General features: G+C 60.4%; 19 protein-coding genes and 1 riboswitch. Of the genes, 6 read left to right on the top strand and 13 right to left on the bottom strand.

Going from position 1 to position 19,054, the window contains the following annotated elements:
• Positions 1-25: 25 nt before the first annotated feature.
• Positions 26-249, bottom strand: a riboswitch (cobalamin riboswitch).
• 149 nt (positions 250-398) lie between these two features.
• Positions 399-977 (top strand): hypothetical protein, encoded by a 579-nt coding sequence (locus D3Z90_RS06625; protein ID WP_136474989.1) that lies wholly within the window; start codon positions 399-401, stop codon positions 975-977.
• A 68-nt stretch (positions 978-1,045) separates the two neighbouring features.
• Positions 1,046-2,362: a sorbosone dehydrogenase family protein gene (locus D3Z90_RS06620; protein WP_136474988.1), complete on the top strand. Its 1,317-nt coding sequence runs from the start codon at positions 1,046-1,048 to the stop codon at positions 2,360-2,362.
• 51 nt (positions 2,363-2,413) lie between these two features.
• Here the strand turns inward: D3Z90_RS06620 and D3Z90_RS06615 are convergent, their stop codons facing one another.
• The 6 genes from D3Z90_RS06615 to D3Z90_RS06590 form a co-directional block, all read right to left on the bottom strand.
• Complete coding sequence (locus D3Z90_RS06615) at positions 2,414-3,064, bottom strand: O-methyltransferase (RefSeq protein ID WP_136474987.1); 651 nt, start codon at positions 3,062-3,064, stop codon at positions 2,414-2,416.
• Between the two features lie 16 nt (positions 3,065-3,080).
• Positions 3,081-3,611, bottom strand: a complete 531-nt coding sequence (locus D3Z90_RS06610) for a C40 family peptidase (protein WP_136474986.1) — start codon at positions 3,609-3,611, stop codon at positions 3,081-3,083.
• A gap of 134 nt (positions 3,612-3,745) precedes the next feature.
• Entirely contained in the window at positions 3,746-4,378 is a 633-nt protein-coding gene (locus tag D3Z90_RS06605; RefSeq protein ID WP_136474985.1) for a C40 family peptidase, read from the bottom strand.
• A 115-nt stretch (positions 4,379-4,493) separates the two neighbouring features.
• Complete coding sequence (gene hda, locus D3Z90_RS06600) at positions 4,494-5,198, bottom strand: DnaA regulatory inactivator Hda (protein WP_010220358.1); 705 nt, start codon at positions 5,196-5,198, stop codon at positions 4,494-4,496.
• A gap of 157 nt (positions 5,199-5,355) precedes the next feature.
• Positions 5,356-6,429 carry an AI-2E family transporter gene (locus D3Z90_RS06595; protein WP_136474984.1) on the bottom strand — a complete coding sequence of 358 codons (1,074 nt, stop codon included), beginning with the start codon at positions 6,427-6,429 and terminating at the stop codon, positions 5,356-5,358.
• A 14-nt stretch (positions 6,430-6,443) separates the two neighbouring features.
• The gene (locus D3Z90_RS06590; protein ID WP_136474983.1) at positions 6,444-7,511 is read right to left on the bottom strand and encodes a DUF2066 domain-containing protein; all 1,068 of its coding nucleotides are present in this window, start codon (positions 7,509-7,511) and stop codon (positions 6,444-6,446) included.
• 345 nt (positions 7,512-7,856) lie between these two features.
• Here D3Z90_RS06590 and purM point away from each other — a divergent pair, with 345 nt between their 5' ends.
• From purM to D3Z90_RS06570, 4 genes are all read left to right on the top strand, one after another.
• Positions 7,857-8,915 (top strand): phosphoribosylformylglycinamidine cyclo-ligase, encoded by a 1,059-nt coding sequence (purM, locus tag D3Z90_RS06585; protein WP_136474982.1) that lies wholly within the window; start codon positions 7,857-7,859, stop codon positions 8,913-8,915.
• Positions 8,915-9,568, top strand: a complete 654-nt coding sequence (gene purN / locus D3Z90_RS06580; protein WP_136474981.1) for a phosphoribosylglycinamide formyltransferase — start codon at positions 8,915-8,917, stop codon at positions 9,566-9,568. Before purM ends, purN begins: the two co-directional genes overlap by 1 nt.
• A gap of 8 nt (positions 9,569-9,576) precedes the next feature.
• Positions 9,577-10,287, top strand: coding sequence for a DUF3108 domain-containing protein (locus D3Z90_RS06575; protein ID WP_136474980.1), 711 nt, complete (start codon positions 9,577-9,579; stop codon positions 10,285-10,287).
• 184 nt (positions 10,288-10,471) lie between these two features.
• On the top strand, positions 10,472-10,654 hold the full coding sequence (locus D3Z90_RS06570) for a hypothetical protein (RefSeq protein WP_136474979.1): 183 nt from the start codon (positions 10,472-10,474) through the stop codon (positions 10,652-10,654).
• Positions 10,655-10,697: 43 nt separating this feature from the next.
• On the opposite strand, the gene D3Z90_RS06565 is transcribed toward D3Z90_RS06570, so the two are convergent.
• From D3Z90_RS06565 to D3Z90_RS06535, 7 genes are all read right to left on the bottom strand, one after another.
• Positions 10,698-11,237 (bottom strand): DUF2058 domain-containing protein, encoded by a 540-nt coding sequence (locus tag D3Z90_RS06565; RefSeq protein ID WP_136474978.1) that lies wholly within the window; start codon positions 11,235-11,237, stop codon positions 10,698-10,700.
• A 25-nt stretch (positions 11,238-11,262) separates the two neighbouring features.
• Entirely contained in the window at positions 11,263-12,093 is an 831-nt protein-coding gene (gene mazG, locus D3Z90_RS06560) for a nucleoside triphosphate pyrophosphohydrolase (RefSeq protein ID WP_136474977.1), read from the bottom strand.
• 73 nt (positions 12,094-12,166) lie between these two features.
• Positions 12,167-14,407 (bottom strand): GTP diphosphokinase, encoded by a 2,241-nt coding sequence (gene relA, locus D3Z90_RS06555; protein ID WP_136474976.1) that lies wholly within the window; start codon positions 14,405-14,407, stop codon positions 12,167-12,169.
• 99 nt (positions 14,408-14,506) lie between these two features.
• Positions 14,507-15,865, bottom strand: a complete 1,359-nt coding sequence (gene rlmD, locus D3Z90_RS06550) for a 23S rRNA (uracil(1939)-C(5))-methyltransferase RlmD (protein WP_136474975.1) — start codon at positions 15,863-15,865, stop codon at positions 14,507-14,509.
• Entirely contained in the window at positions 15,865-16,767 is a 903-nt protein-coding gene (cysM, locus tag D3Z90_RS06545) for a cysteine synthase CysM (RefSeq protein ID WP_168198439.1), read from the bottom strand. The genes rlmD and cysM overlap by 1 nt, the downstream gene beginning before the upstream one ends.
• Positions 16,768-16,870: 103 nt before the next feature.
• Positions 16,871-18,244 (bottom strand): cell wall metabolism sensor histidine kinase WalK, encoded by a 1,374-nt coding sequence (locus D3Z90_RS06540; protein ID WP_136474973.1) that lies wholly within the window; start codon positions 18,242-18,244, stop codon positions 16,871-16,873.
• Positions 18,216-18,935, bottom strand: coding sequence for a response regulator transcription factor (locus D3Z90_RS06535; protein ID WP_136474972.1), 720 nt, complete (start codon positions 18,933-18,935; stop codon positions 18,216-18,218). Before D3Z90_RS06535 ends, D3Z90_RS06540 begins: the two co-directional genes overlap by 29 nt.
• Positions 18,936-19,054: the final 119 nt, after the last annotated feature.

Below are 19,054 nucleotides of genomic sequence, written 5' to 3'. Positions count from 1 at the left end.
AAGAGTACGCGCATCACCCTCCGTGATGCCGTTGGCTGTAACAGGCCGGTCTCCGGGCTCGTGAGTGGGTTCGAATACCCAGGATCGCGCGCCTTCCCGGGCTCGATTACCCAGTGGCCGTGCGCGGCCTTGACTCACTTACCGTTGCGGGGGCAGCGCCGGACTCGCACGCGTTTGCGCACCCACCGGCTTCCCTGTTTCACCCTGCCAGGCCATCGCCCACAGAGCACCTGAAACAAGTCGCGAAGGTTAGAGGGTTGCACCCGGAGCGTCAATGAAAGGCGCAGTACCGGCGTGGGTCAATGGCGCCTGCTTGGTCTTGTGCCAACGTACCCGCAGTGATATCAAATAGCCATGTCTTGGCTATGCTCAATTACAACAGCTACAAGGAGAGCGACATGCAAGGTCTGATCATCAATAACGCGCGCCTGGAATTCCTGCGCCCTGCCCTGGAACGCTGGGTAGCCTGCATTGACCGTTTCAATCAGGTGCTGGGCGACGCGCAGGCACCGTACTGGCATGGCGCCCAAGCCAACCTGAGCCTGCTTTCTACCGCCGCCTGGCAAGCGGAGCTTGTGACCTTGCAACACCACCAGAGCAAAAAGCAGCGTGACGAAGGTGAGCGGGAGGCGCGCTGCGACCTGTACATCGCCAGTCAGGACGAAGCCGCCTACCTGCAAGCCAGCCAACGCTGGCCATGCATCGGCCGCCTGGACCTGAACAACGCCCTGCAGGAAAGCGTCGCCGCCGCCCGCTACGTAGCAGCCCCCAGCCAGCTGAAAATCGCAGCCCTGTTTGCCAGCCCCTGGAAAGCCGGGCAGCACGCCAGCCCTGAAGAACTCCAGGACCTGGTCGAGGACCTGCAGAAACATACCGCCTGTGCCATCGCCTGGTACTTCCCCTACGCCTACCGCAAGCTGCACAACGAAGCCGGACACTATCATCCCGGCATTGCCCTGCTGCTCAAGCAGGCGTAGTTGAAGGAACCTCTGCCCGGCTGACCGCCTCTACTTTTTACAGTGGTCAACTTTGCAAGGGGAATGACATGGGCATGCACAGGATTGCGTTGCTATTGGCGGTTGCCGCCGGCTTGAGTGGCTGCGGGGAAACCGCTCGCTTGGAGGTCAGCGACGGTTTCGGACCCTCACCGCAGTTACCCGAACCGAACAAAACCCTGATCCCTACCGTCAACGTCGCCCCGGCCATCGGCTGGCCCCAGGGCGCCAAGCCAGTAGCAGCGGCTGGCACTCAGGTGGCAGCCTTTGCCGAAGGCCTGGATCATCCGCGCTGGCTGTATGTACTGCCCAATGGCGATGTGCTGGTTGCTGAAACCAATGCCCCACCCAAGCCTGAAGATGGCAAAGGCATTCGCGGCTGGATCATGGGCAAGGCCATGAGCCGCGCCGGTGCCGGAGTGCCGAGCGCCAATCGCATCAGCCTGCTGCGTGACAGTGACCATGATGGCGTAGCCGAAACGCGCACGACCTTTATCGAAAACCTCAATTCGCCGTTTGGCATGGCGCTGGTTGGCAACGACTTTTATGTGGCCGACACCGATCGCCTGCTGCGTTTCAACTACCAGCCCGGCGCCACCTCGATCCAGGGCCCCGGCACCCTGGTAGCCGTTCTACCCGGCGGCCCCTTGAATCATCACTGGACCAAAAACGTGATTGCCAGCCGCGACGGCACGAAACTCTATGTAACCGTCGGCTCCAACAGCAATGTCGGCGAAAACGGCCTGGAAAAGGAAAAAGGCCGCGCAGCGATCTGGGAAGTCGACCCCGCCAGCGGCAAGCAACGCCTGTTCGCATCCGGCCTGCGCAACCCCAACGGCATGGCGTGGGAACCCCACAGCGGGCAGCTGTGGACGGCAGTCAATGAGCGTGACGAGATCGGCAGCGACCTGGTGCCCGATTACATCACGTCGGTCAAGGACGGTGGTTTTTATGGCTGGCCGTACAGTTACTACGGCCAGAATATCGACAAAAGGGTCAGCCCCCAGGATCCACAACGGGTCGCCCAGGCTATCGCCCCGGACTACGCCGTCGGCCCGCACACCGCCTCACTGGGCCTGACCTTCGCTGAACCCGGCGTGCTGCCACCGCCTTTCGAAAACGGCGCCTTCATCGGCCAGCACGGCTCCTGGAACCGCAAACCGCACAGCGGCTACAAAGTGATCTTCGTGCCATTCAGCACTGCCGGCAAACCGGCGGGCAAACCCATCGACCTGCTCAGCGGCTTTCTCAGTGACGAAGGCAAGGCCATGGGCCGGCCGGTGGGTGTAATCAATGATCAGCGTGGCGGCTTGCTGGTAGCCGATGATGTGGGCAACAAGATCTGGCGAGTGAGCAAAGCCCAGTAGCCTTCAACTGGCAGCGAGCCCCGCGATCGGCGGCAAAGAGGCCGCGCCTGGCTACAAACGCTTACGGCAGAGTGTCAGACCATCGCCTATCGGCAGCATCGACAGGTCGACGCGCAGATCATTTTTCAGCGCCAGGTTCAGTGCCTGGATCGCGCGCGTATCGTCACTGTCCGCCTGCTCCTGTAAAACCCGCCCACTCCACAGGGTGTTGTCGAACACGACCAGACCGCCCGTGCGCAGCAAGCGCAGCGCCTCCTCCAGGTACAGCGGGTAATTGGCCTTGTCGGCATCGATGAAGATCAGGTCATAGCGCTCATCTGGCAAGGTGGCCAGGGTTTGCAAGGCCGGCCCCAAGCGCATCTCGATACGCTCGGCCACTGCAGCTTCGCGCCAGTAATGCCAGGCAATGTCGTTGTAGGTGCCCGGCAGGTCACAGCACAGTAATTGCCCATGGTCCATCGCCTGAGCCATGCACAAGGCGCTGTAGCCGGTGAACGTTCCGACCTCGATCACCCGTTGTGCGCCGATCAACCGCACCAGCAATGCCAGTAATTGGCCCTGCTCTGGTGCTACTTGCCATCGCGCTTCGGGCAATGCCTGGGTTTCTACGCGCAAGCGTGCCAGCAACGGCGTCTCGCGTACGGACACCGCTTGCAGGTAGTGGTAGAGAGCATCATCGAGGTAGAGCGTTTGCGCAGTCATCGCTTACCTCGACAGGTCAGGGGTTGCGGGCCAGGTGAGCAGGCACAATGACCCGCTTGGCATTCAGGTACGCCTTGTTCCAGTAGCTGTTGGACAGGTAGTCCAGGCGCACCGTGCCACCAGCGGAGGGGGCGTGAACGAAGCGGCCTTCGCCGACGTAGATGCCAGCATGGCTGACCTGAGCGCCGCCACTGGTGGCAAAGAACACCAGATCTCCGGACTGCAGGGCGCCGCGCTCGATGCTTGGCCCACGGATACCGATCATTTCGCGCGTGGTACGCGGCAGTGCAATGCCTGCAGCATCACGATAGACGTAGCCAATCAGGCCGCTGCAGTCAAAACCGGCATCCGGCGTGTTGCCGCCCCAGCGATAAGGCGTACCGACCAGGCCCAGGGCGCGGAACAGAACATCTTCGGCAACGGGGGAGAAATACACTTGAGGGGCCATGACAACGGGCTCGACCACTTTAGGGGCCGGAGCATGGCTAGAGCAGGCACCGAGCAGTGCCAGCAGGGAAAATAGAGCGAAGCGCGCCTTCATCGCCATGATCAGAACATCCTGTCTGAGGCCGTCCGGCGTTAGGCCGGAAATAGTTGAGAATTTAGATTAGACGCTTTCTGTAAATACGCACGGCGACGAGCTTTTCAGCTACGTCGCCGTGATACCGCAACGGTTCATGATCAGTTGCGCGAGATGGTGGTCGCGGTCGGTGCCATGGCCAAGGCGCGCTTGGCTTCAATGAAGGTCTTGCTCCAGTAGCGATCACCGAGCTTGTCGATACGTACACCACCGCTGCGGCGGCTGCTGGAGTGAATGAACTGGTCATCCCCCAGGTAGATCCCGGCATGGCTTACACGACCGCGACCGTTGGTGCTGAAGAACAGCAGGTCACCCGGCTTGAGGTTGTTACGTGCAACCAGCGGGGCCTTCACGTTGATCATTTCGCGGGTAGAGCGCGGCAGGTTCACGCCGGCTTCTTCGCGGAACAGGTAACCGATGAAACCGCTGCAATCAAAACCGGTGTTCTCGGAGGTGCCGCCAAAACGGTAACGGGTACCGATCAGGGACATACCACGCTCAAGAATGTTGTCTGCCAGGGCTGGCAGCTGGTATGGCTTGCTGCTGGCGAAGTCTTGCAGCTCTTCTTCAGTCGCCATTTCTTCTTCGAATACCGAAGAGAGGGAGGACTGGCTGGAAAGCTGGGCGCTAACCGGTTGCTCAACCTGCTGCTGCGAAACAGGGCTATGCGCTGCGCAGCCGAAAAGCAGGGTCACAAGTGCGAGGGGCACGAGGGGTGCGAAGCGCTTTAGCATGGGCACGACCGTGTCTGGAATTTAAAGAGGGGGAAACTATGCCTTCTATCGGGTCGATTTGCAAATTCAATCGAAAAAAATGTGACTTTTATGTGCCGAGGCTCTAGACCCTGCCTTACCAGCCCAAGGTTTCTTTCAAAAACGGGATGGTGAGCTTGCGTTGAGCCTGCAACGAGGCCTGATCCAGACGCTCGAGCAAGTCGAAAAGCGCACTCATGCTGCGGGTGCCGCGGGTGAGAATGAAGTGCCCGACCTCATCGGTGAGGTGCAAGCCACGCCGTGAGGCACGCAGTTGCAGGGCGCGCAGTTTGTCTTCGTCGGACAACGCACGCATCTGGAAGATCAGCGCCAGGGTCAGGCGCGACTTGAGGTCTGCCAGCTTGATCGGCAGTTCGCGAGGCGAACTGGAGGCTGCCAGCAACAACCGCCGACCACTATCGCGCAGGCGGTTGAACAAGTGGAACATGGCCTCTTCCCACTCTGGCTTGCCGGCAATGACATGCAGGTCGTCGAGGCACACCAGTTCGTATTGTTCGAGGTTGTCCAGTAGCTCGACACCGCGGTCGAGCAGTTGTGCCAGCGGCAAGTATACGGCGGGTTCGCCCAGTTGCTCGAAGCGCAGGCAGGCCGCCTGGAGCAAATGGGTGCGCCCCACGCCCTGCTTGCCCCAGAGATAAATCAGGCTTTCGGTCCAGCCGGCGTCGGCTTCGCAGAGTCGCTCAACGTAGCCCAATGCTGCGGCGTTGGCACCCGGGTAATAGTTGATGAAGGTGGCGTCGTCACGCAGACGCACACCCAAGGGCAACTGGATCGGTTTCATGCTGGCTGGGCAGTTCCGAAGAACCACAAGGGGCCTTTTGTGAAAAGTCTGCAAAGTTTATACCCGTGGCGCCGGTCGCACAATCAGCGCGGACCACAAGTAAAATCAAAGGCTTGCATCGACGCCTGATAATCGATGAAAGCCCTTGGCCATTAAGCTAGAGCTCCGGGTCGATCTCGCCCGCATACATGTCCGACTCTTTATAGAGATCATGGACATGGCGCAGCAACACCATGATTACCGCGGCCATCGGCAACGCCAACAGCACCCCGGTAAATCCGAACAGTTCACCGCCGGCCAGAATGGCGAAAATCACCGCCACTGGGTGCAGGCCGATACGGTCGCCCACCAGCAGCGGCGTCAGGACCATGCCTTCCAGCGCCTGGCCGACCATGAAGACCGCAGCGATGCCCATCAGCGGATAAGGATCACCGCCAAACTGGAACAAGCCGGCAATCATTGCCGCGCCGATGCCGATGATGAAACCCATGTACGGCACGATCGCTGCCAGCCCCGCCAGCAAGCCAATCAACAGGCCCAGTTCAAGGCCGACCAACATCAGGCCAGAAGCGTAGATGATGCCCAACGCCAGCATCACCAGCAGTTGACCGCGAACGAAAGCGCCCAGCACTTCATGGCACTCCGCGGCCAGTGCCACCACCCTTTCCTCACGCTGGCGCGGCAACAGTCGGCGGATCTTGGCCATCATCAAGTCCCAGTCGCGTAGCAGATAGAAGCTCACCACCGGAATCAGCACCAGATTGGCCAACCAGCCCAGCAACGCCAGGCCTGACGCCGTGGCCTGGGACAGAATGACCCCGACGATGTCGGTGGTCTGCCCCATATGGCCACTAATGGCAGCCTTGATCTTGTCGAACTTCCAGAACCCGTCGGCCAGCCCCAGTCGCGTCTGCACCCAGGGCAGCGCGTCATGCTGCAGCCAGTCGAGCATTTGCGGCGCCAGCTCGTAGAGTCGTATCAATTGTTTGGCCAGCATCGGCACCAACACCAGCAACAACAACGTCAGCAGCAAGGTAAACAGGGTAAAGACCAGTACCACGCCCCAGGTGCGGGACATTCCGGCACGCTCCAGGCGATCGACCAGCGGGTCCGCCAGGTAGGCGAGCATGATGCCTACCAGAAAAGGCGAAAGGATCGGGTGCAGCCAGTACAACAAGGCTGCGCACAGCAGCGCTACGCCCAGCCAGACCCAGCGACGCATATCAGTCATGGACAACCTCGGTACTACCAGCGAAAACGCAGGCCATTGAACGGTTTAGGGGCAGCGGCCTGAGCTGCTGCCGGATTAGCCGCAGTGGCTTGAGTGGCTGGATCGGCAACTGGCGCTTGTACCGGCGCCTCGGCGGGCAGCTCCTGGAGCTTGGCCAGACCGAGCTGGGCACGCAACTGATCGCTGTTGCCGGTCACCTGGTAAGTAAGGGTATCGCCGTCGACCTGATTGAGGCGTGCACCATAGGGCTCCAGCACCCGGCCCAGCTCGGCATAGCGAGCCAGGTTCATCCCCTGGACCTGCACTTGCATATCGCTGCTGGCACCGGGGCGGGCGACAAAACGCGGCGCCAGGCGATTGCTCACCGCAAGCATTACGGCATCTGCCAATGCAGCCTGATCGGCGCCCTCGACCTTGCCCTGTTCGCGCTGGTCCCCCAACCACAGGCGCCAGATGCCCTGCCATTTGCCATCGGCCTCGCTGGCATGAACGGCCAGCAGCGCATCAGCGCCATAACGTTCGGATGCATCGCGCAGTGGCGCAGGATCGGCACCTTCAAGATTCTTGGCCGTTGCCACCAATTGTTCATTGAGGTCCGCCAACGGCAGACGCAATGGCAGGCCGCGGTGCTGGGCCGCACGGCGCAACGGCTCGGCACTGCCCTGGCCATCGCCGACCAGGCTTGAGCCTTCAACGCTGTCATTCAGCCACCAGCCGAGGATCGAGGGGCGGTTGTTGCCCCACAGTGCCAGACCCGCCTGACGCAAGGTACGCTCGGTGGTACCCGGATCGAAATCCACCAGTACGGTCTCCGGTGGCCCAGCTTCGAAACCGAACTGACTGATGATTTGTTGCGGATCCTTGCGCAACCCGGCCAAGGCCGGACTCTGTGGTGCCTTGGGGTCGCCCGTCAGGCGCAACACGAGGGTGTCCAGGGCTTTGCTTGTAGCTTGGGCGCGGGCTTCGGCGCCCTGGCCATCGACCGGCTCGCGGACCTGATAAAGGCTAGAGACGGTTTCGGCCTGGGCCGAGCATGCAAACAAGGCAAGACAGCCAATGGTCAGGTAATTACGCAAACGCATGGAGGATTCCTGTCCTGGTAATAAAGAAGCGATGCTTATAGAAGAACGTGGCTATGACCGCAGCACCGTGCAAAACATTCAGCCACTGCGCCCGATTTCATCGAATAGCCTTTGCTATACCTTATACAGCCTGCGCCCTGGCAACCAGTCGGACACGGTTAAAGACGATTTTTTTAGCTGATCTGGGCCCTGCCCGTCGGCCTGAGGATGGCCGCTACGGGGCAACCCTGATAAAATCGCGCGCCTTCGCAGACCGGCGACGGTCAGGTAGCAGGATTACCCTGCGCTATGCCTGGCAGGTCACGGTCGATTCCCCTGAATCCCTCCCCCCTAAAGGCCTGGATCATGAGCAAGCAACCCTCCCTGAGCTACAAGGACGCCGGTGTAGACATCGACGCCGGTGAAGCATTGGTCGAACGCATCAAAGGCGTTGCCAAGCGCACGGCGCGCCCGGAAGTCATGGGCGGCCTGGGCGGCTTTGGCGCCCTCTGCGAGATCCCGGCTGGCTACAAACAGCCGGTTCTGGTCTCCGGCACCGATGGCGTGGGCACTAAACTGCGCCTGGCCCTGAACCTGAACAAGCACGACAGCATCGGCCAGGACCTGGTCGCCATGTGCGTCAACGACCTGGTCGTTTGCGGTGCAGAGCCGCTGTTCTTCCTCGACTACTACGCCACCGGCAAGCTGAACGTTGACGTTGCTGCCACCGTGGTAACCGGCATCGGCGCTGGCTGCGAACTGGCAGGCTGCTCCTTGGTTGGCGGTGAAACCGCAGAAATGCCTGGCATGTACGAAGGCGAAGATTACGACCTGGCTGGTTTCTGTGTCGGCGTAGTGGAAAAAGCCGAAATCATCGACGGCTCCAAGGTTGCCGCTGGCGACGCACTGATCGCCCTGCCGTCTTCCGGCCCGCACTCCAACGGTTACTCGCTGATCCGCAAGATCATCGAAGTATCGGGTGCCGATATCGAAAACATCCAGCTCGACGGCCAACCGCTGACCGAACTGCTGATGGCGCCGACCCGCATCTACGTCAAGCCGCTGCTCAAGCTGATCAAAGATACCGGCGCAGTCAAGGCCATGGCCCACATCACCGGTGGCGGCCTGCTCGATAACATCCCACGCGTGCTGCCCAAAGGCGCCCAGGCCGTTGTTGACGTCGCCAGCTGGGCACGCCCAGCGGTGTTCGACTGGCTGCAGGAAAAAGGCAACGTCGACGAGCACGAAATGCACCGCGTCCTCAACTGCGGCGTTGGCATGGTCATCTGCGTAGCCCAGGACCAGGTCGAAACCGCCCTGAACGTTCTGCGTGAAGCTGGCGAGCAGCCATGGGTTATCGGCCAGATCGGCGTTGCCGCCGAAGGCGCTGCCCAGGTCGAGCTGAAGAACGTCAAGGCGCACTGATGCCAAGCAAGACTTGTGACGTTGTGGTGCTGCTGTCTGGCACCGGCAGTAACCTGCAAGCCTTGATCGACAGCGTTCGCACCGGCGATAGCCCGGTGCGAATCCGCGCGGTCATTTCCAATCGTGCCGATGCTTATGGCCTGCAGCGCGCCCGCGATGCAGGTATCGATACCGCCGTGCTCGACCACAAGGCCTTTGACGGTCGCGAGGCATTCGACACGGCCCTGGTCGAACTGATCGATGGCTACCAGCCGCAGTTGGTGGTACTGGCCGGTTTCATGCGCATCCTCAGCGCAGGATTCGTACGCCATTATCACGGCCGCCTGCTGAACATCCATCCATCGCTATTGCCCAAGTACAAAGGTCTGCACACCCATCAGCGCGCCCTCGAGGCCGGTGACGGCGAGCATGGCTGCAGCGTGCATTTCGTTACCGAGGAACTCGATGGCGGGCCGCTGGTCGTACAGGCAGTAATACCGGTAGAGTTGGACGACACACCGGAAAGCCTGGCGCAAAGGGTTCACCGCCAGGAACATCAGATTTACCCGCTGGCGGTGCGCTGGTTTGCCGAAGGTCGTTTGCGCCTGGGCGAGCACGGTGCTCTACTGGATGGCCAGCCCCTGGCGGCCAGCGGCCACTTGATTCGACCCTAGGAGATAATATGCGTCGCGCCCTGCTCTTCGCACTTGCCGTGCTCGCACTGCCACTTCAGGCAGCCGATCTGAAGCCATTCTCGGCCAGCTACACCGCCGACTGGAAACAGCTGCCAATGAGCGGCACCGCTGAACGCAGCCTGGAAAAGAACGCCAACGGTACCTGGAGCCTCAACTTCAAGGCATCGATGATGATCGCCAGCCTGACCGAGCAAAGTACCCTGCGCCTGGACAAGGACACGCTGCTGCCACAGACCTACCACTTCGAACGTGGCGGCCTGGGCAAAGCCAAGAAGGTCGACCTCGACTTCGACTGGAACAGCAAGCTCATTACCGGCTCCGACCGTGGTGATGCAGTCAAGCTGCCGCTTAACCGCGGCGTACTGGACAAGTCCACCTACCAACTGGCCTTGCAACACGATGTGGCCGCCGGCAAGAAGAGCGTCAGCTACCAAGTGGTCGATGGCGACGAGATCGACACCTATGACTTCCGCGTCCTGGGTACCGAAAAAGTCACCACCAAGACCGGTCAGGTCGAAGCCATCAAGGTCGAGCGCGTACGCGATCCAAGCCAGAGCAAGCGCATCACCGAGCTGTGGTTTGCCAAAGACTGGGATTACCTGCTGGTACAACTACGCCAGGTCGAGACCGACGGTAAAGAGTACGTAATCGTGCTGCAGGACGGTACGGTTGACGGCAAGGCGGTCAAGGGCAACTGATTTATCGCCCTGCTGCTGGTTACGCTGAAACCCCGCCCGGTGCGGGGTTTCTTTTTTTTACGCGAGCGATTAGACGCCTGCATGAAAGATGTTTCATGCGCCAAGCATTTACGTAGCCAGCTAACAAACTCTATAAAAGAGACCTGCGACAAGGTGCCGCAGGTAACTGAATCGGAGTTTGCAGATGACTGTCAAAGTAACTGAGCACGACGACAACAGAATGTCCTACGAAGTCCTGGCTGCGGGTGTACGCATCTGGGATGTGCACCAACAAGGCGAACTGGTAGGCATGTTCCATACCGAGCATGAAGCCCATAACTATCGAATCGAACTGGAATGCCTGGAGGCCAGGCGGCAGCAGGAATAGCCTGCAGAAAGAACAAACCCCGCCAAGGCGGGGTTTGTCGTGTTTACCACATTAGATCATCAGGGATCACATAGGCTGCGTAAGGATCATCGGCATCCGGCTCGTCGACCTGAGTGTTGAGCAGGACAATACGCTTGGGATCGCGCTCCTGGATCTTCAGTGCCGCTTCGCGCGGGATAACCTCGTACCCCCCACCATGGGCAACGATGGCCAGTGAGCCGCTGCTCAGCTTGCTGCGCATCAGGGCATTGACCGACAGCCGCTTGACCTTCTTGTCGTCGACGAAGTTGTAGTAGTCCTCGGTGGTCAACTTAGGCAGGCGCGACACCTCGATCAATTGCTTGACCTGGGCGGCACGGGCCTTCTGCTCGGCTTTCTCCTGCTGCTGGCGGTTCAGTTCCTGGTCGCGCTTGGCTTTCTCGGCCATGGCTTCCTTGGCCAGCCGCTGCTGGGTATCGTCAACTTCGACCTGGCCCTTATGCTCCAGGCGCTTCTGTTTTTTCTGCTCTTTACTGACCTGCTTGACCTGCTTCTGGTTAACCAGACCGGCTTTGAGCAATTGGTCACGAAGGGAAAGGCTCATCGTTCACTCACTTATGTGCGTCTACTCAGCCGCAGCTGGGCAGGTTCTTTTCCTGACGTTTGGCTTCGCCCCAAAGCGCATCCATGTCTTCTAGGGTGCAATCTTCAATCGGACGCCCACTGTCGCGCAATGCCTGCTCGATAAAACGGAAACGTCGTTCAAACTTTTGATTCGCGCCGCGCAAGGCGTTTTCCGGGTCGACTTTCAAATGCCGGGCCAGATTGACCGTGGCAAACAGCAGGTCACCGAGTTCATCGGCCAACGCCTCGCTGTCATTGTCGGCCATCGCTTGCAGCACTTCGTCGAGTTCTTCTCGAACCTTGTCCAGCACCGGCAAAGGATCGGGCCAATCGAAGCCGACCTGGGCCGTACGCTTTTGCAGCTTGGCGGCCCGGGACAACGCTGGCAAGGCGGCCGGCACATCGTCAAGCAACGACAGCTGTTCGGGAACGCCTTTTTCGGCGCGCTCCTGAGCCTTGATCTGCTCCCAGCGCTGCTTGACCTCGGCCTCGTCGAGCTTTGGCGTATCCAATGACGCGTACAGCTCGCCGGTGGGAAACACGTGAGGGTGACGACGGATAAGCTTGCGGGTAATGCTGTCGATTACCCCGGCAAATTCGAATCGCCCTTCTTCACGGGCCAACTGGCTGTAATAGACGACCTGGAACAGCAGGTCGCCCAACTCCCCCTGCAAGTGCTCGAAATCGCCGCGCTCGATCGCGTCGGCCACTTCATAGGCTTCTTCCAGGGTATAGGGAATGATGGTCGCGTAGGTCTGCTTCAAATCCCATGGGCAACCGTGCTGCGGGTCACGCAGTCGGGCCATGAGGTGAAGCAGGTCGTCTAGGGTATACATCGGTGCTCTCTGCTGGGGCCTTCGCGAGGCTAGCCCGCCCCCACACTGCGGGGCGGGCTGCGCGATGACAGTCTCAAGGCGTACGGTTACGCCGCGTCTCGATGATGTTCGGCAACTGCGAGATCCGCCCCAGCAGGCGCCCAAGGGCATCCAGGCCAGGAATCTCGATAGTCAGCGACATCAGCGCCGTGTTGTCTTCCTTGTTCGAGCGGGTGTTGACCGCCAGAACGTTAATTCGCTCGTTGAGCAATACCTGGGAGACATCTCGCAGCAAGCCTGGGCGGTCGTAGGCACGAATGATGATATCCACCGGATAGGTTTGCACCGGTACCGGCCCCCAGCTTACCTGGATAATCCGCTCCGGTTCACGCCCGGCCAGTTGCAGCACCGAGGCGCAATCCTGACGGTGGATGGTTACACCACGGCCTACGGTGATGTAGCCGACAATCGCGTCTCCCGGCAATGGCTGGCAGCAACCGGCCATTTGCGTGAGCAGGTTGCCGACGCCCTGGATCTGGATATCGCCGCGCTTGCCCGGCTTGTAGCCGGTGGCTTTGCGTGGCACCAACTCGATATGCCCGCTGCGCTCCGGTTCCACCAGTTGCTGCGCCGCGTTGACCAGATGCGCCAGACGCAAATCGCCAGCCCCGAGCGACGCGAACATGTCCTCGGCGGCCTTGAGATTGGCTTTTTCCGCCAACCGTTCGAAGTCCACCTGCGGCAGTCCCAAACGGTTGAGCTCGCGCTCGAGCAGGGTTTTACCGGCCGCGACGTTCTGGTCACGCGCCTGTAGCTTGAACCAGTGGACGATCTTGGCCCGCGCCCGCGAGGTGGTGACGTAACCCAGGTTGGAGTTCAACCAGTCGCGGCTCGGATTGCCGTGCTTGCTGGTGATGATCTCGACCTGCTCGCCAGTCTGCAGGCTGTAGTTGAGCGGCACGATCCGCCCATTGATTTTCGCGCCACGGCAGTTGTGACCGATCTCGGTATGCACCCGGTAGGCGAAATCCAGCGGCGTAGCACCTTTGGGCAGGTCGATGGCGTGCCCGTCCGGGGTAAAGACATACACCCGGTCCGGTTCGATATCCACCCGCAACTGCTCGGCCAGGCCGCCGATGTCGCCCAATTCTTCGTGCCACTCCAACACCTGACGCAACCAGGAAATTTTCTCCTCGTAATGGTTGGAGCTGGATTTGACATCGGTACCCTTGTAACGCCAGTGCGCACACACGCCGAGTTCGGCTTCCTCGTGCATGGCATGGGTTCGGATCTGGACTTCAAGCACCTTGCCTTCAGGACCAATAACGGCAGTGTGCAGCGAGCGGTAGCCGTTTTCCTTGGGGTTGGCGATGTAGTCATCGAACTCTTTGGGGATGTGCCGCCATAGGGTATGCACGATCCCCAACGCGGTGTAGCAGTCGCGCATTTCCGGAACCAGTACACGCACCGCTCGCACGTCGTAGATCTGGCTGAACTCCAGGCCTTTGCGCTGCATTTTGCGCCAGATCGAATAGATGTGCTTGGCTCGGCCGCTGATATCGGCCTTGACCCCGGTGGCCAGCAGTTCGTTCTGCAGCTGGTTCATCACATCGCTGATGAAGCGTTCACGGTCCAGGCGCCGCTCATGCAACAGTTTGGCGATCTGCTTGTATTGATCGGGCTCCAGGTAGCGGAAGGACAGGTCCTCCAACTCCCACTTGATATGACCGATACCCAGGCGGTGCGCCAGGGGCGCGTAGATATCGAAAACTTCGCGGGCGACACGGTTGCGCTTCTCGTCGTCAGCACCCTTGACCGCGCGAATTGCACAGGTACGTTCGGCCAGCTTGATCAGCGCCACGCGCACGTCATCGACCATGGCCACGAGCATTTTGCGCAGGTTCTCGACTTGCGCTTGCGAACCCAGTACCAGCGATTGACGTGGGCTGAGACTGGCGCTGATAGCGGCCATGCGCAGCACGCCGTCGATGAGCTTGGACACCACTGGACCAAAACGCTGACCGACTTCGGCCAGGGTCACCTTGCCTTCACGCACGGCACGGTAGATAACCGCAGCGACCAGGGAGTCCTGGTCGAGCTTGAGGTCGGCAAGGATTTCGGCAATTTCCAGGCCGGCCTGGAAACTCGAGGTTCCGTCAGCCCAGGAATGCTTGGCCGGGTTGCCCTTTTTCTCGATTTCCTGAGCGAACTCGCAAGCCTCTTTAAGCGCTTCACGGTCCAGCGCCAGGTCGACGCTCACCACATGATCCAGCCATGCTTCGAGATTGATACTGCCGTCGGTGTTGACCGGCTGGTGTACTCTCACCTGTACCATCTTTGTTTACCTTTCCCTACAGCGCATTCACGATGCGCTTGAAATCACTGGTGCTGCCCCTGCCGGACCCGAGGTGCAGCGCCTGACGCGCCAGTCCCGCTAGCCCGCTTCGAATAACGCCATGGCTTCGACATGCGCCGTCTGAGGAAACATGTCGAGAATCCCGGCACATTTTAACCGGTAACCCTGCCTGACCAGCTCGAGCGTGTCGCGGGCCAGGGTTGCCGGATTGCACGATACATATACAAGACGCTTCGCACCGAGGTCTGCGATTTTTCGCACCACCTCGAAAGCACCGTCTCGCGGTGGATCCAAGAGTACCGCAGAAAAGCCCCCAGCGGCCCAGCCAGAGGCGGACAATGGCTGCGATAAATCGGCCTGAAAAAACTGCACATTATGCAAATTGTTGCTTCGTGCATTAGCCGCTGCTCGCTCGACCATTGCCTGTACACCTTCCACTGCCACCACTTCACGTGCCTGCCGAGCCAGCGGCAGGGCGAAATTGCCCAGGCCGCAGAACAAATCCAGCACCCGCTCGTCAGCCTTTGGCGCCAGCCATTGCAGCGCCTGCTCGATCATCGCGGTGTTGACCTCGGCATTCACCTGCACGAAATCTCCAGGCCGGTAGGCAAGCTCGAGATTCCAGGGTGCCAGGGTAAAGCCGAGGGTCTGACCTGCCTCGACAGCCGAAGGTTCACCCTCGCCTTGTAACCATAGCTGTACACCTGCCTCATTGCAGAATGCCTGCAAGCGCGCCTGGTCGCCCTCAGCCAGTGCAGCGGTATGGCGCACCAGCAAGGCCAACGCCGTGCCACTGAACAATTCGACATGCCCAATCACCTGCGCCTTGCTCAGACTCTGCAAGAGCATTGGCAGGTGACGCATGATCGACTGCAAGGGTTGTACCAGTACCGGGCACTCTTCGATGGCGACGATGTCCTGGCTGGCCTCGGCACGAAAGCCGACGTCAAGCTTCTTCGCCTTGACGTCCCAACGCACCGCAACGCGCGCCCGACGCCGGTAACCGAACTCAGGTCCGGTCAACGGCGCGACCCATTGCTCGGGTACCACACCGGCCACCCGCTGCAACTGCTCAGCGAGCAAGCGCTGCTTGATGTTCAACTGATCAGCGTGGGCCAAGTGCTGCAGGTTGCAGCCGCCACACCGATCGAAATGCTTGCACGGCGCTTCGCGGCGGTCCGGGCTGGCATTGAAAACACGCTCCAGGCGTGCCTCGACGACCTTGCCATGGGTATTGAGGACCCGGGCCTCAACCTCTTCTTCGGCAAGCGCACCACTGACAAACCAGGTACGCCCCTCGAAAAAGGCGATGCCACGGCCATCCCCCGCCAGGCGCTCAATGCGCAGGCGTTGCTTTTTTCCCGTAGGAATCTGTGGTGCACGGCTGCCGCCGGTCGGCTGGAAGCGCAGACCGCTGTTGCGTTTACTTTTGGACATCAGTTCGCCGCGTCGAAAATGCCGGTCGACAGGTAACGGTCGCCACGGTCACAAATAATCGCCACGATCACGGCGTTTTCCAGTTCACGCGACAGGCGCAACATCGCCGCCACTGCACCACCCGAGGACACGCCGCAGAAAATGCCCTCTTCTCGCGCCAGCCGACGCGTCGTTTCTTCTGCTTCGACCTGCGCCATGTCGACCACGCGATCAACGCGATCGGACTGGTAGATTTTCGGCAGGTATTCTTGCGGCCAGCGGCGGATGCCCGGAATCGCCGAGCCTTCCATCGGCTGCAAGCCAACGATTTGCACGGCCGGGTTCTGCTCCTTGAGGTAACGCGAGCAGCCCATGATGGTGCCGGTGGTACCCATGGAACTGACGAAATGAGTAATGCTGCCCTGGGTCTGCTGCCAGATCTCGGGCCCTGTGCTGACATAGTGCGCTTCTGGATTGTCACCGTTGCCGAACTGGTCCAGCACCAGGCCACGGCCATCGGCCTGCAGACGGTCGGCAAGGTCGCGGGCGCCTTCCATGCCTTCTTCCTTGCTGACCAGAATCAACTCGGCACCATAGGCGGTCATCGCTGCCTTGCGCTCGGCACTGGAGTTGTCGGGCATGATCAGGATCATCTTGTAACCCTTGATCGCCGCCGCCATGGCCAAGGCGATGCCGGTATTACCCGAGGTCGCTTCGATCAACGTATCGCCTGGCTTGATCTGCCCACGCAGTTCGGCTCGGGTGATCATCGATAGCGCGGGTCGGTCCTTGACCGAACCTGCCGGGTTATTACCTTCAAGCTTGAGCAGGAGGGTGTTGCTGGTTTCACCGGCAATGCGCTGCAGGCGGACCAGAGGCGTGTTGCCGACGCAATCGGCGATGGTTGGGTACTGCAAGGTCATGGCGTAGTTCGCAATCCAGACTGCGGGGGCGCCTATCATACCGGCAAAAGTGCCCTGTCCATATCACGCAATGTACTGGGCTTATGCCGGAAAGCTATAAACTTCAGGCTGAGGCGGGGAGCTGGAAGTTCAGGCGCAGGCCTTGGCCTGTGTTCTGCGCCCATAGGCGTCCGCCCTGGCGCACGACTGCGTTGCGCGCAATGCTCAGGCCCAGGCCGAAGCCGCCGTCTCCAGGGCGCGAGCCATCCAGGCGGGCGAAGGGGGCGAAGATCCGTTCAAGTTCGCCCTCGGCCACACCGCCACCCTGGTCTTCCAGCCACAGCAGCCAGTGCTCGCCCTGGCGCTGACCACCCAGGCGAATCACACCATTGGCCGGCGAGTGGCGGATGGCATTGCGCAGAATGTTTTCCAAGGCTTGGGCCAGGCTATTGAGGTTGCCCTGCACCCAGCACGCGGGACCAACATCGCAACGTAATTGCGATGACGGCCACGTGCTTTCGAAGCAGGCGTCTTCGGCGAGCATTTCCCACAGCGCCTGGATCTGGATCGGCTCCTTGCTCATCGGCGCGCGCTCGGTATCGAGCCAGGCCAACTGCAGGGCGTCTTCGACCAGGCGCTGCATGCAATCGACCTCGCGCCCCAGGCGCTCACGCAGTTGCCCGGCATCGGTTTCACCTTCGCAGGCCACGCGCAGGCGGCTCAGCGGGGTGCGCAACTCATGGGAAAGGTCGCGCAACAGCTGCTGTTGCAACGCGACGGTGCCTTGCAGCCGCTCGGCCATGTCATCGAATGCGCGCCCCAGCTCACCCAGTTCGTCCTGACGACTGGTGGTGCTGCTGGCGACCCGCGCCGACAAACGATCCGCCCGCCAGGCATTGGCCTGCTCACGCAACTGGATCAACGGCATGATCAACATGCGATACAGCCCGACGCACAGCAGCAGGGTGAACAGTCCGGGGATCACGCCATTGGTGATGAACTGCCAGAACAGGCGGTATTGGCCGGGCATCAGGCGCTCTGGCAACTCCACTACCAGCAACCCTCGTTCCGGGTGCTGCACAAACGGTACACGCATCCATGGCAGGCCGATTACCCGTCGGCTCACGGGCCAATCGATGCCACGTAAAAAGGTTATCTTGCGGCTTTGCTCAGACAGCAGCGGTGTGCTGCTCAACGACTGCAAATCCTCGCCCAGCACTGCCATCCAGGTATCTTCCCTGTCGGCCATCTCGGCCAGCCATGCATCCACCCCAGCCTGGCCGCCCTGCTCCCAGGCTTGCTCGGCCTCGGCGGCATAGCCGGTCAAGGTGGCACGAGCGTCATCGGAGAGAAAGGCATTCTGGGTTTCCATATGACGGCCCCAGCTCATGCTCAGACCGATCATCAGCAGGCAAAAGCCGATCAGAAGAATGGCCAGTTTCCAGAACAACGAGTGGCGATTGGGCAATTCAGTTGACCTCTGCCGCACTGAGCACATAACCCTTGCCCCACACAGTGCGCACTTCACGCTCCTGGTAACCGATGGCCTTGAGCTTTCGGCGGATCTGGCTGACATGCATGTCCAGGCTGCGATCATGCCGGGAATAGCCACGCTGCAGCACCTGCTGATAGAGGAAGGCCTTGCTCAGCACTTCCTCATGGCTGCGGTGCAAAGTGTCGAGCAGGCGGTATTCACTGAGGGTCAGGCCCGCCCAACGATCGTCGCAGCACACATCGCAGGTCTGCTCGTCGAACTGTAGCGCCCCGACCTGCGGGGTGGGAGCTGGCTGCTGGCGACGGCGTTCCAGAGCAACGCGGCGCAGGATCGCTTCAATTCGTACCTGCAACTCAACCATGCTGAACGGCTTGGGCAGGTAATCATCAGCACCCCGCTGAAAACCACTGATGCGATCCGCTTCTGCGCCCAGGGCCGACATCATGATGACCGGCGTCGAACTTTTTTCACGCAACTTGGCCAACACATCCAGGCCGTTCAGACCTGGAAGCAGAATGTCCATCAGAACGACATCAAAACGCGACGCGCGCGCAGCATCCAAACCATCCAGGCCATTCTTGCACCAGGTGACCTTGAAGCCGCCACGCTGCAGTTCTTCGTGCAAATGGGCACCGAGGACCGGATCGTCCTCGATGGCAAGAATGCTGGACTCGCTAATAGCTACGGGATTCATTGGCTGCTGCTAGTAATTCTCAATTGCGCGATTATTGAGCAATTGTCTTGCACAGGCAACCCGCAACTGCTGGTTGATTTGAGGTGGGCGAATTGCCCAGAGTCAAAAGTAGATACAAA

The sequence above is a fragment of the Pseudomonas sp. DG56-2 genome (genome assembly GCF_004803755.1).
Lineage (GTDB): Bacteria > Pseudomonadota > Gammaproteobacteria > Pseudomonadales > Pseudomonadaceae > Aquipseudomonas > Aquipseudomonas auratipiscis.
The sequence above is the reverse complement of the archived record's forward strand: the minus strand, read 5'-3'. Positions and strand labels throughout refer to the sequence as shown.